Genomic DNA, 11,848 nt, shown 5'->3' with positions numbered 1-11,848 from the left:
GGTACGAAGCCTGAAGCTCATGTCCACATGAACAGGCCGACACCACGACACCACTTCCCCCGTACGACGCGATGGCTACAACCTACGGGCCCGTGTCGACCGGCTTGGCGCGCTCCATGGGAGGAGGGCGGCATTGCTCAGCGACGCGTCCTCGCGATCAGCGGGATGGCAACGAGGTTGTCGAGGGACGCGGGCGACTGGTCGTCGGGCGCCGTCTGGCTGTCGAGCTGGTTGAGGCGGCGTTCGAGGGCCGCCACGTTGGCCGAGTGGTCGATCGTCGCGACTCCGTTGACGATCACACGCAGGGGCTCGGAGAGCAGGGCAGCGATTCGGTCGGTATCGGGACCTAGCTGCGAGATCAACCACCGCAGGGTGCCGGTGTCCATCGTGCTTCTCTTGCACGTGAAGGGGCGGGGAGGAGTGTGGACTCCTCCCCGCCGGGGACTATGCCGGCGTCTTGCACGCGGGCTTGGCCTTCGGCGCTGGTTCGTTTTCCCAGCACTTCGGGTTGGTGATCTGGTCGGCGATCGACATCGAGGTCAAGAACATCACCTCGGCCACCGGCATCCCCAGCTTCCAGGCTGTGGTGTCCGAGTTCGTGGCCGAGTCGTTCTCCCGCTCCCACCACGGTATCGGCACCCACCTGGACGCCGAGGTCGCGGTCACCCGTGCGATCAGTGAGGTTGCCCAGTCCCGCGTCGTGGACCTCCAGGCCATGCGGGAGGACATCACTGCTCCCGGTCAGCCCGTGGAAAAGGCCCTCTACCACGTGCGGCGCAGCAACCGCGCGAATCCCGAATCGTGGGCGATCAAGCCATCCGCCCATTCCGTCCGGCTCCAGGACGTCGCCTCGCACCCCAGCACGGATGTCATGGCCGACGTCCAGCTGCTGCTGCAACGGCTGCGGGCCCGCGGACTCGACCAGGCCATCGTCGTCGACCTCTCTGCGCTCGGCGTTCCCGCCACAGTCGTACGGGTCATCGTGCCTGGCATCGAGTCCTGGACGTGGCGAGGAGCTTCTCGGCGGTGCCGGACTCCCGCACCCCCTTGAAGTACAGGTCGCTGGACAGGTTCCTGGTCGCGGAGGAGAGCGAGCCGTCGGGCGCCGCGTCGGCGCCGAACCAGCGCGAGCGCTCGCCGGCCACGGTCACGAACCCGTCGGCGAGCACACAGACCTGGTCGGCGGCCTGGGCCCAGCCGGTGCCGAAGCCGAAGTGCGCGTAGTCCTGGGCCAGGATGTGCGGGATGCCGTTCTCGGTGTACCGGATGACGGCGGACAGGCCGCCGCCGGACGGCCCGCGGTCGGCGGCGGCCGCCCCCGCCCGCGGCCGCGGGGGCGCGGGCCCGGCGGCGCGCCCGAGCGGGGGGGCGGCCCCCCGGGCCGAGGCCTGCGGGGCCGCGGCCGTGGCGGCGAGCAGGGCCCGCCGGTGAGAGCGGCGCGCCGGAGCAGCGGGCGGGTGCGGAAGTGTCCGTCGAGAAAGCGCAACGTGCCTTCCAAGTAGCCTGCGGATGGGCGTGGTTGCCCGTGATGCAGGCGGTGCTTGCGTGCCCCCGCACTCATGCAGGCAGTCTGATGATCTGTCAACATCCCGTTTGGTATCCGGTTATTGACCTTGGGCGTACGCGGAGACGAGGATCGCGCCATGACGGCAGCACGGGCAGCGGTGCAGGCAGGGCAGGCGGTGCGGCGGAACACGGTCGACGGGCTGGTGCGCGACAGCGCGCTGCGGGTCCCCGACCGGGTGGCCGTCCGCTACCGCGAACGGACCTGGACGTACGCGGAGCTCGACGCCGCCGTCTCCACCGGCGCCGCCGTCCTGCGGGAGCGGTACGGGCTGGCCGCCGGCGACCGGGTCGCGACCTTCGCCCACAACTGCGACGCCTACCTGTTCGCCTTCCTCGCCTGCGCACGGGCCGGGCTCACGCACGTCCCGGTCAACCAGAACCTCACCGGCGAGGACCTCGCGCACATCCTGGACGACTGCACGAGTTCGCTGGTCCTCGCCGACCCGGACCTGGCCGCGCGGATCCCCGAGGGCCACGCCGTACGGCCGCTGCGCGACGCGCCCGGCTCCTTCCTGGCGGAGCTCGCCGATCCGCGGCCCTTCGCGGCGGACCGCGACCCGAAGGCCGTGGTGCAGCTGCTCTACACCTCGGGAACCACGGCGCTGCCCAAGGGCGCGATGATGACGCACCAGGCGCTGGTCCACGAGTACGAGAGCGCGATCGAGGCGCTGGACCTGGCCGAGGCGGACCGGCCGGTGCACTCGCTGCCGCTCTACCACTCGGCGCAGATGCACGTCTTCCTGCTGCCCTACCTGGCGGTGGGCGCGCAGAACACCATCCTGGACGCGCCCGTCGCCGAGGAGATCTTCGGTCTGGTGGAGGCGGGGCGGGCGGACAGTCTCTTCGCGCCGCCCACGGTGTGGATCGGGCTCGCGGGCCACCCGGACTTCGGGCGCCGCGAACTGGGCGCGCTGCGCAAGGCGTACTACGGGGCCTCGATCATGCCGGTGCCCGTTCTGGAGCGGCTGCGGGCGCGGCTGCCCGGGCTCGGCTTCTACAACTGCTTCGGGCAGAGCGAGATCGGGCCGCTGGCCATGGTGCTCGGACCGGACGAGCACGAAGGGCGGATGGATTCGTGCGGGCGGCCGGTCCGGCACGTCGAGGCGAAGGTCGTCGACGAGGACGGCGCGGACGTGCCGGACGGCACGGCGGGCGAGGTGGTGTACCGCTCACCCCAGCTCTGCCTGGGCTACTGGAACGACCCGGAGGCGACGAAGAGGGCCTTCCGGGACGGCTGGTTCCGCTCCGGGGACCTGGCGGTGCGGGACGCGCAGGGGTACTTCACCGTCGTCGACCGGGTGAAGGACGTCATCAACTCGGGCGGTGTGCTGGTGGCCTCCCGGCAGGTCGAGGACGCGCTGTACACCCACCCGGGGGTGGCCGAGGCGGCGGTGGTGGGACTGCCCGACGAGCGGTGGATCGAGGCCGTCACGGCGATCGTGGTGCCGCGCGGCGAGGTGACGGAGGCGGAGCTGCTGGCGTACGCCCGGGAGAAGCTGGCCCATTTCAAGGCCCCCAAGCGGGTGCTGTTCGTGGACGACCTCCCGCGCAACGCCAGCGGCAAGATCCTCAAGCGTGAACTCCGGGACCGGTTCGGGCAGCAGGACCGGCCGGAGCAGGAGGGCCGCCCGGACCGTTGACGTCGTTCGGCGGGCACGGTTTCCTGCTGCGTCCTGCGGGCTTCATCCGGGCCGCAGCCCGGTGTCCCGGAGCCGGCGGAGGGTGAGGTGTTCGTGGACCAGGCGGCCGACCAGGGCGCCGCCGTAGACGACGAAGCCGACGCCGACCAGCCAGGACTGGACGACCAGCAGGGTGCCGAAGGGGCCGTACGTGACGGCGTTGGACGCGATCAGCGGGGAGAACACCAGTTGGGAGAAGACCCGCAGGCCGAGCAGGCCCAGGCTGGTCGCCACCGCCCCCGGCAGCAGGGCCCGCCACCGGACCCGGCCCCCGAGCAGCAGCCGCTGGGAGCCCCAGAAGAACAGGCAGGTGCCGACGAGATCGCCGGTGGTGCCGAGGATCGTGCCGGACGCGTCGTGCGACGGCGCGGGGATCTCGACGAGCAGCGCGAGATAGCAGACCAGCAGGGCGAGCCAGACGACGTGCCGCCACATGGTGTGCCAGCGTGCGGTGGGCAGGTCCCAGACCTTCTCGTACCCGGTCTGTACGGCCGAGCCGAAGGTCAGGCCGAAGACGGCGAGGGCCGCGAGCCCGAAGGCCGTGGTCCGTTCGAGCGCCAGGTCGGCCGCACTGAACAGCATCTCGACCCGGGCCCGGGAGGACTCGGTGACCCCGAGTGCCTGGCCGAGCCAGCGGCCGAAGCCGGAGCCGCTGCCGGGGGCGGCGGCCGCGACGACCACCAGGAGCGGCACCAGGGTCAGGAAGCCGAGGGCGGCGAAGCCCATCGCCCGGTGCATGAGCTCCATCTCCCGCCCCCGGCTCCACGCCAGCCCGGCCGGGGAGGCCTGGAGCCGGTCGTGGAGCTGTCGGAAGATCGAGGTCACGCCTCATGAACTACCCGGACGGACCCGCCGGCTCTCGGAGGCTCCCCCGAAGTAGGCCCGAAGGGGTGGTTTCGCCTGCCCGCGCGGCAGCTTGCGCGGATGCGCTCAGCCCTTGGCGCGGCGGCGGCGCTCCCCGGTCGGGACGCCCCCGACACCCCAGTCCTCCAGGGCGACCTCGTCGATGAGGACGAAGGTGGTGGCGGGGTCCTTGTCGAGGACCCGGACCAGGAGATCGGTGACACCGGAGATGATCTCGGCCTTCTGGGCGGCGGTGGCGCCTTCACGGGTGATCTTCACGTTGACGTACGGCATGACGGGTCCTTCCGGGAAACGGGTGGGCGGGGCCGGGGCGGGCACGGTCAGGAGCGGCCGGTGACGTGGCCGCCGTCCACGCGCAGGGCGTGGCCCGTCACGAACTCGGCGTCCGCGAGGTAGAGGACCGCCTGGGAGATCTCGGAGACCTCGCCGACCCGGTTCAGGAGCGCGAGGCCGCCGAAGGAGTCCACATCGGAGCCCGCGTGCAGCGGCGTGCGGATGATGCCGGGCGAGACCAGGTTGACCCGGATGCCGTCGGCCGCGAGTTCGGCGGCGAGGCTCGTGGTCAGCCCGTGCACACCGGCCTTGCTGACGACCGGTGCGGAGGCCGGGAAGCCGGCCAGGCCGTGGTCCACCAGGACGGTGCCGATGTTGACGATGCCGGCGCCGCGCCCCTGCGCGCGGACGGCGCGCACGAAGGCCTGGGTGGTGACGTACGTGCCCTTGAGGTTGTGGGTCAGGAAGCCGTCCAGTTCCTCCTCGGTGACCTCGGTGAAGGGCTTCGGAGCGAAGGTGCCGGCGTTGTTCACGAGGACGTCGACGCTGCCGAACCGGTCCAGCGCGGTACGGACGAGGTCCTCGCCGGTGGCGCGGTCGGCGATGGTGCCCGCGACCCGGGCGACGCGCTCCGGATGGCCGAGCGAGGCCGCGGCCTTGGCGAGCCGGTCGGGGTCGCGGCCGTTCAGGACGACGTTGGCCCCGTCGGCCAGGAAGGCGCGGGCGATGTCCAGGCCGATGCCACTGGAGGAGCCGGTGATCAAGGCGGTGCGGGTGCGGGTACGGGTGCTGGTGTCGGACATGGTTCGGCCTTTCGGGCTCAGTCGGTTCGGCGGCCGGGCGGACGGTCCGGCCGCTTGCGTCGTTCGTCGAGCGACACCAGCAACGTATGAGCCCTGAACTCATAACACCACGACGGAGTTTGAAGCATGTGATAATCCAGTCTTATGGATGTGGATCTGCGTGACCTGGAGCTTCTGGCCGCCACCGCCGACGCCGGATCGCTGACCGCGGCCGCCGAACGGCTCTTCGTGAGCCAGCCCGCCCTCAGTCAGCGCTTGACCCGTCTGGAGGACCGGCTGGGCATGCAGCTGTTCGACCGGCAGGGCCGCCGCCTCGTTCCGAACGCGGCCGGCCGCAGGATGCTGGTCGCAGCGCACCGGATCCTCGGCGAAGTGGATTCGGCCACCCGCGATCTGCGGGAGATGCGTGACGGCCGGGACCGCCGGGTCCGCTTCGCCGCGCAATGCAGCACCACCTTCCAGTGGCTGCCTCCGGTGCTGCGCGCCTTCCGCGAGCGCGAGCCCGATGCCGAGGTGCGGATCGAGGCGGTCGCCGACGACGCCCCCATTCCTGCGCTGCTCGCCGACCTCGTCGACGTCGCGCTGGTCACCAAGCCGGACGTGCAGATGGACCGGGTGGACCTGATCCCGCTGTTCGAGGACGAGATGGTGGCCGTCGTGCCGGCCGGGCACCCCTGGGCGTCCCGCAAGCACGTGACGGCCGCCGACTTCACCGGTGTGGACCTGGTCCTCTACGACGTCTACGACCAGAGCCGGATCCCGTCGTTCCCGCTGCCGATTCCCCCCGGGGCCCGGCCCGCCCGGATCACCACCATGCCCCTGGTCACCGACCTGGTGATCGAGATGGCGGCGGGCGGCCAGGGCATCGCGGTCCTGCCGAACTGGGTGGCCGCTCCGTACGCGGCCTCCCACGGCCTGGCGCTGGTCCCGATCGGTGCCCGGCCCCTGACCCGCACCTGGTTCTGCGCCACCCGCCCCGGCCCCAGGCCGCCGCACGTGGACGCCTTCGTGCAGGAGCTCGTGGCCCGCCTCGGGCGTCCCGAGGCGGGTTCGCGGCGGGCTACCGGGCTTCTCGCAGGTCCACCAGCCGCTTGATCTTGCCCACCGAGCGCTCCAGGGTCTCCGGGTCGACCACCTCGACTCCCACGGAGACCCCGATGCCCTCCTTGACCGCCCGGACCACGGCGGCGGCCGCGGACTCCCGCTGACCGGCATCCGCCTCCCGGCGCGCCTCCACCCGTACGGTCAGGGCGTCCATCCGGCCCTCCCGGGTCAGCCGCAGCTGGAAATGCGGGGCCAGGCCGGGCGTGCGGAGAAGGATCTCCTCGATCTGGGTCGGGTAGAGGTTCACCCCCCGCAGGATGATCATGTCGTCGCTGCGGCCGGTCACCTTCTCCATCCGACGGAACGCCGGCCGGGCCGTGCCGGGCAGCAGCCGGGTCAGATCCCTGGTCCGGTAGCGGATGACCGGCATGGCCTCCTTGGTGAGCGAGGTGAACACCAGCTCCCCCAACTCGCCCTCCGGCAACACCTCGCCGGTGAACGGGTCGACGACCTCCGGATAGAAGTGGTCCTCCCAGATGTGCAGGCCGTCCTTGGTCTCCACACACTCCTGCGCCACACCCGGGCCGATCACCTCGGACAGGCCGTATATGTCGACCGCGTCGATGCCGAGCCGCTGCTCGATCTCCCGGCGCATCTCCTCGGTCCACGGCTCCGCGCCGAAGATGCCCGTACGGAGCGAGGTGCTGCGCGGGTCGATCCCCTGGCGCTCCATCTCGTCCAGCAGCGTGAGCATGTACGAGGGCGTCACCATGATGATCTCCGGCCGGAAGTCCTGGATCAGCCGGACCTGGCGGTCGGTCATCCCGCCGGACGCGGGGACGACCGTACAGCCGAGCCGCTCCGCGCCGTAGTGCGCGCCGAGGCCGCCGGTGAACAGGCCGTACCCGTACGCGATGTGCACGATCTGGCCCGGTCTGCCGCCCGCCGCCCGGATGGACCGGGCCACGACGTCCGCCCAGGTGGAGAGGTCCCCGTCGGTGTACCCGACGACGGTGGGGCGGCCGGTGGTGCCGCTGGAGGCGTGGATGCGGCGCACCTCGGAGCGGGGCACGGCGAACATGCCGAACGGGTACTGATCGCGCAGGTCGGCCTTGGTGGTGAAGGGGAAGAGGGAGAGATCGGCGAGGGACCGGCAGTCGTCGGGGTGCACTCCGGCCTTGTCGAAGGCCTGCCGGTAGTGGGGCACCCGGTCGTAGGCGCGGCTCAGGGTGGTGCGCAGCCGCTTCAGCTGGAGTGCGGCCAGCTCGTCGCCGCTCAGCCGCTCGCTGTCGTCGTGGACATCCGCGTACGCCGTCATGCCGTCACCTCATCGTGAGCCGAGCGAACCGACCGATCATTCGGTAGATTGCCTCAGCCCGGCGGCTAAATCAATGACTCGAACGAGTGATCGCATGATGGGATGGACCCCATGTCGATCTTCCACACCCACGACGGAACCGCACTCGCCTACCACGTCCGGGGGGAGGGCGAGCCGCTCGTCTGCCTCCCGGGCGGCGCCATGCGGGCCTCGTCCTACCTGGGCGACCTCGGCGGGCTGGCCGCCGGGCGCCGGCTGATCCTCCTCGACCTGCGGGGCACCGGCGACTCGGCGATCCCGGCGGACGAGTCCACGTACCGGGTCGACCACCAGGTCGCCGACGTCGAGGCGCTCCGGGTCCACCTCGGCCTGGAGCGCATGGACGTGCTCGCCCACTCGGCTGCCGGAAACCTCGCCCAGTTGTACGCGGCCGCCCACCCCGACCGTGTCCGTCGCCTGGTCCTGGTCACCCCGACCTGCTGGGCCGTGGACCTCGACGCGACCCCGGAGCAGCGCCTGGAGGTCGTCCGGGTGCGGTCGGGCAGCGAGCCGTACGACACGGCCATTGCCGCCTACGAGCGGATCCTGGGGGTCCTGGCGGACGGCGGCACCCCCACCCCGGCGGACTGGCGCCAGGCGATGCCCCTGGCGTACGGGCGCTGGGACGAGGAAGTGCGTGCCCACATCGACGCGAGCGACCGCGAGAAGAACGCCGCGGCCGCGGCCGCCTTCGCCGGCCCCGGAGCCTTCGACCCGCCCGCCACCAGGGCCGGGCTCCGCCGGGTCGCCGGAGAGGTGCTGGTACTGGCCGGGGAACTGGACAGCAACCCCACCCCCGCCCTGGCCGCCGAACTCGCAGGGCTCTTCCCGCAGGGCGTCGTCGACGTCCAGGCGGGCGGCGCGCACTTCCCCTGGCTGGACGACCCGCAGTGGTTCGCGGCCCGCGTGGAGCGCTTCCTGGCCACCGGGTCCTGAGCACCCGGCCTGGCCGGGCGGGCCGGGGCGGGGCGGGGCGGCGGCGGGGCTGCGCGGGCCGGGCGGCACGAGGCGGCCCGGCCGCCGGCGTACGGTCGAAGGAGACGTCCCCGCCGAAGGAGGCGCGAAGGGAGGCGGCGGTGATGTCCGTCATCGACCCCGCGGTATCGGTACGGCTCGGCGCCTCCGGTGCCCGCCGCCTGGTCGGGGTGCTGGCCGAGGTGGCCCTCCTGCTGGAACACCCCGGTCCGGTGCGGATCTCCGACGAGCAGGCCGACGTACTGGGCCAGGGCGCGGACCGCGACGAGCTCGCGGCCTGGACCCGCACCCTGGCGGCCGAACTGCGCGACCAGCTCTGAGCGGCCCGGGCGGCCCGGGCGGCCAGGGAAGGCTCGGGCGGCTCGGGATGGCTCGGGTCAGGACGGCCGCGGAGGGCCCGGAGGCCGAGGCCGCCGGCGCCAGGGCCGTCACGTGCCGGCCCGGGGCCCCGGAGCGAGCCGCTCCGGGGCCCCGGAGCGAGCCCGTACAGGTGGGTCCCGGTCCCGACGATCGCTGCCTGCGGGCTACCGGGCGGCGCTGCCTCCCGGAACCGTCCGGTGCTCCCCGCGGACTGCGGCGTCCGCCTCCGTCGCCACCGACTTCGCCCAGCGGTAGTCCGCCTTGCCGCTCGGGGAGCGCTGGACGGCCGGCGTGACGACCAGCTGGCGCGGGATCTTGTACCCCGCGAGCCTGGTCCGGCAGTGGCTCTGTATCTCCTCCAGGGTCGGTTCCGGGGCCCCCGCCCGGACCTGGACCACCGCCGCCACATGACTGCCCCACTTCGGGTCCGGCACCCCGGCGACCAGGGCGTCGTACACGTCCGGATGGGACTTCAGCGCCTGCTCGACCTCCTCCGGGTAGACCTTCTCGCCGCCCGTGTTGATGCACTGCGAGCCGCGCCCGAGGACCGTGACGATGCCGTCGTCGTCCACCGTCGCCATGTCCCCGAGCAGTACCCACCGCTCGGAGCCCTTCCGGAAGAAGGTCTCAGCGGTCTTCGCCGGGTCGTTGTAGTAGCCGAGCGGGACATGGCCGCGCTGTGCGAGCCGCCCCGGTACGCCCACCGGCACGGGCTCGTGCGTCACCGGATCCACCACCTGCGTACGGTCGTTGACGACGAGGCGGAAGCCCTTCTCGGGACTCGAGTCGACGGCCGCCCTGCCGTTGGACCCGGACTCCGAGGACCCGAAGTTGTTCAGGAGCAGCACGTGCGGCACCAGCCGCTGGAAGTCGGCCCGTACCGTCTCCGACATGATCGCCCCGGACGAGGAGACGCTGAACAGCGAGGACAGGTCGGTCCCCTCGAGCGGGCCGTTCAGGGCGTCGATGAGCGGCCGGAGCATCGCGTCGCCCACCAGCGACACGCTCGACACCTTCTCCTTCTCGATCGTGCGGAGCACCTCCTCCGGCACGTACTTGCGGTGGATGACCACCCGCTGGCCGTAGTTGAAGGCGATGAACGAGGTCAGCGTCGAGGTGCCGTGCATCAGCGGGGGAGCGGGGAAGAAGGTGAGCCCGGCGCCGCGCGCCGCGACCCGCTCGGCCAGCTCCTCCGGGCGCTTCACCGGCTCGCCCGAGGGTTCGCCGCCGAAGAGCCCGGCGAAGAACAGGTCCTCCGCGCGCCACATGACGCCCTTGGGCATACCGGTGGTGCCGCCCGTGTAGATGATGAACAGATCGTCGGGGGAGCGGGGCGCGAAACCGCGCGCGGGCGAGCCGGCCGCCTCGGCGTCCGCGTACGCGACCGGCGCGATCGAGGGCTCCGGAGCGCCCTCGGGGGCGGCCCCGACGCGGATCAGGTGGCGCAGCCCGGTCGTCTGCGGGAGGGCGGCGGCCACCCGCTCGGTGAACTCGCCCTCGAAGACGAGCGCCGCGAGGTCGGCGTCGTTGTAGAGGTAGACCAACTCCTCCTCCACGTACCGGTAGTTGACGTTCACCGGTACGAGGCGGGCCTTGAGGCAGGCCAGGACGGTCTGGAGGTACTCGATGCCGTTGTAGAGGTGCAGGCCCAGGTGCTCGCCGGGCTTCAGGCCGCTGTCCAGCAGGTGGTGCGCGATGCGGTTCGCCGCCGCGTCCAGCTCCGCGTACGTGAGGCGGCGCTCGGCGCCGGTCCCGGGGTGGTCCACGTACACGAGGGCCTCGCGGTCCGGGACCACGTCGACGACCGACTCGAACAGGTCGGCAAGGTTGTACTCCACCGTTCCTCCTCACCCCCGAGGTTGCCCGTTGCCGGGCCCATGACTGTTTCGCCCGGCGGTCATTAGAGCTCCGCTCAGCACAAGTGGGAAGGGTGCGGCCCAAGAAATCTGACTGTGTGTCAGGAAACTATTGAACTGCACCCGCCCCTCCTGCAACCTGTTCTAGGTCTTGAGACGGGAGGACGGCAATGGGTGGGACGGAACACCTCACCGTGGAGCGCCACGGCGCCACGCTGGTGCTCACCATGAACAGGCCCGAGGCGAAGAACGCGCTCTCGCTGCCGCTGCTGGTGGGGCTGTACGACGGCTGGCTGGAGGCGGACGCCGACGACACGATCCGCTCGGTGGTCCTGACCGGCGCGGGCGGGGACTTCTGCGCCGGGATGGACCTCAAGGCGCTGGCCGGGAAGGGGATGGCGGGCGCCCCGTACCGGGACCGGCTGAAGGCCGACCCCGACCTGCACTGGAAGGCGATGCTCCGCCATCACCGGCCGCGCAAGCCGGTGATCGCGGCGGTGGAGGGGTACTGCGTGGCCGGTGGGACCGAGATCCTGCAGGGCACGGACATCCGGGTCGCGGGCGCAGGCGCCACCTTCGGGCTGTTCGAGGTCAAACGGGGCCTCTTCCCGATCGGCGGCTCGACGGTACGGCTGCCGCGGCAGATCCCGCGGACGCACGCCCTCGAGATGCTGCTGACCGGCCGCCCGTACTCCGCGCAGGAGGCGGCGCGGATCGGACTGGTCGGGCAGGTCGTCCCCGAGGGGACCGCGCTGGCCAGGGCCTTGGAGATCGCCGAGCAGGTCAACGCGTGCGGGCCGCTCGCGGTCGAGGCGGTCAAGGCCTCGGTCTACGAGACGGCGGAGTTGACGGAGACGGACGGGCTGGCCGCGGAACTGGTACGCGGCTGGCCGGTCTTCGACACGGCCGACGCCAAGGAGGGGGCGCGGGCGTTCGCGGAGAAGAGGCCGGCGGTGTACCGGCGGGAGTAGCCGGGGCGGGGTGGTGCGGGGCGGTGCGGTGCGCTGCCGCTGCCTTGGCGGCTTCTGCCGGGCCCGCTGCGCCTGGCGGGCCCGCCGCGGCTGGCGGGTC

The 11,848-nt window shown here is 72.1% G+C and carries 12 protein-coding genes and 1 pseudogene; 6 read left to right on the top strand and 7 right to left on the bottom strand.

What is annotated here, in order from left to right:
• Positions 1-137: 137 nt before the first annotated feature.
• Entirely contained in the window at positions 138-362 is a 225-nt protein-coding gene (locus AB0I68_RS18690) for a hypothetical protein (protein ID WP_363178412.1), read from the bottom strand.
• Between the two features lie 149 nt (positions 363-511).
• Between AB0I68_RS18690 and AB0I68_RS18685 the strand changes: the two genes are divergently transcribed.
• Entirely contained in the window at positions 512-1,051 is a 540-nt protein-coding gene (locus tag AB0I68_RS18685) for a YcaO-like family protein (protein WP_363178516.1), read from the top strand.
• Here AB0I68_RS18685 and AB0I68_RS18680 read toward each other — a convergent pair.
• A pseudogene (locus tag AB0I68_RS18680) lies at positions 1,011-1,418 on the bottom strand (penicillin acylase family protein); the annotation flags it as partial. The gene AB0I68_RS18685 and the pseudogene AB0I68_RS18680 overlap by 41 nt on opposite strands.
• A gap of 225 nt (positions 1,419-1,643) precedes the next feature.
• Here AB0I68_RS18680 and AB0I68_RS18675 point away from each other — a divergent pair.
• Positions 1,644-3,206 carry a fatty acyl-CoA synthetase gene (locus tag AB0I68_RS18675; protein WP_363178411.1) on the top strand — a complete coding sequence of 521 codons (1,563 nt, stop codon included), beginning with the start codon at positions 1,644-1,646 and terminating at the stop codon, positions 3,204-3,206.
• Between the two features lie 42 nt (positions 3,207-3,248).
• On the opposite strand, the gene AB0I68_RS18670 is transcribed toward AB0I68_RS18675, so the two are convergent.
• From AB0I68_RS18670 to AB0I68_RS18660, 3 genes are all read right to left on the bottom strand, one after another.
• Positions 3,249-4,070 carry a YhjD/YihY/BrkB family envelope integrity protein gene (locus tag AB0I68_RS18670; RefSeq protein ID WP_363178410.1) on the bottom strand — a complete coding sequence of 274 codons (822 nt, stop codon included), beginning with the start codon at positions 4,068-4,070 and terminating at the stop codon, positions 3,249-3,251.
• 105 nt (positions 4,071-4,175) lie between these two features.
• Positions 4,176-4,382, bottom strand: a complete 207-nt coding sequence (locus tag AB0I68_RS18665; RefSeq protein ID WP_363178409.1) for a 4-oxalocrotonate tautomerase family protein — start codon at positions 4,380-4,382, stop codon at positions 4,176-4,178.
• A gap of 47 nt (positions 4,383-4,429) precedes the next feature.
• A complete protein-coding gene (locus AB0I68_RS18660) occupies positions 4,430-5,185 on the bottom strand; it encodes an SDR family oxidoreductase (protein ID WP_363178408.1) in 756 nt (251 codons plus the stop codon).
• Between the two features lie 144 nt (positions 5,186-5,329).
• Here AB0I68_RS18660 and AB0I68_RS18655 point away from each other — a divergent pair, with 144 nt between their 5' ends.
• Entirely contained in the window at positions 5,330-6,280 is a 951-nt protein-coding gene (locus AB0I68_RS18655) for a LysR family transcriptional regulator (protein WP_363178407.1), read from the top strand.
• Here AB0I68_RS18655 and paaK read toward each other — a convergent pair.
• A complete protein-coding gene (gene paaK, locus AB0I68_RS18650; RefSeq protein ID WP_363178406.1) occupies positions 6,246-7,547 on the bottom strand; it encodes a phenylacetate--CoA ligase PaaK in 1,302 nt (433 codons plus the stop codon). The two genes, AB0I68_RS18655 and paaK, sit on opposite strands and share 35 nt — an antisense overlap.
• Before the next feature lie 102 nt (positions 7,548-7,649).
• Here paaK and AB0I68_RS18645 point away from each other — a divergent pair, with 102 nt between their 5' ends.
• Both AB0I68_RS18645 and AB0I68_RS18640 read left to right on the top strand, forming a co-directional pair.
• Positions 7,650-8,522 carry an alpha/beta hydrolase gene (locus AB0I68_RS18645; RefSeq protein ID WP_363178405.1) on the top strand — a complete coding sequence of 291 codons (873 nt, stop codon included), beginning with the start codon at positions 7,650-7,652 and terminating at the stop codon, positions 8,520-8,522.
• 143 nt (positions 8,523-8,665) lie between these two features.
• On the top strand, positions 8,666-8,881 hold the full coding sequence (locus tag AB0I68_RS18640; RefSeq protein WP_363178404.1) for a hypothetical protein: 216 nt from the start codon (positions 8,666-8,668) through the stop codon (positions 8,879-8,881).
• 204 nt (positions 8,882-9,085) lie between these two features.
• On the opposite strand, the gene AB0I68_RS18635 is transcribed toward AB0I68_RS18640, so the two are convergent.
• Positions 9,086-10,759 (bottom strand): acyl-CoA synthetase, encoded by a 1,674-nt coding sequence (locus AB0I68_RS18635; RefSeq protein ID WP_363178403.1) that lies wholly within the window; start codon positions 10,757-10,759, stop codon positions 9,086-9,088.
• Between the two features lie 188 nt (positions 10,760-10,947).
• Here AB0I68_RS18635 and AB0I68_RS18630 point away from each other — a divergent pair, with 188 nt between their 5' ends.
• Positions 10,948-11,748 carry a crotonase/enoyl-CoA hydratase family protein gene (locus AB0I68_RS18630; protein WP_363178402.1) on the top strand — a complete coding sequence of 267 codons (801 nt, stop codon included), beginning with the start codon at positions 10,948-10,950 and terminating at the stop codon, positions 11,746-11,748.
• Positions 11,749-11,848: the final 100 nt, after the last annotated feature.

It is taken from the genome of Streptomyces sp. NPDC050448 (assembly GCF_040655295.1).
Taxonomy (GTDB): domain Bacteria; phylum Actinomycetota; class Actinomycetes; order Streptomycetales; family Streptomycetaceae; genus Streptomyces.
Note: the sequence above shows the minus strand (reverse complement) of the source record. Positions and strands in the feature narration are given on the sequence as shown.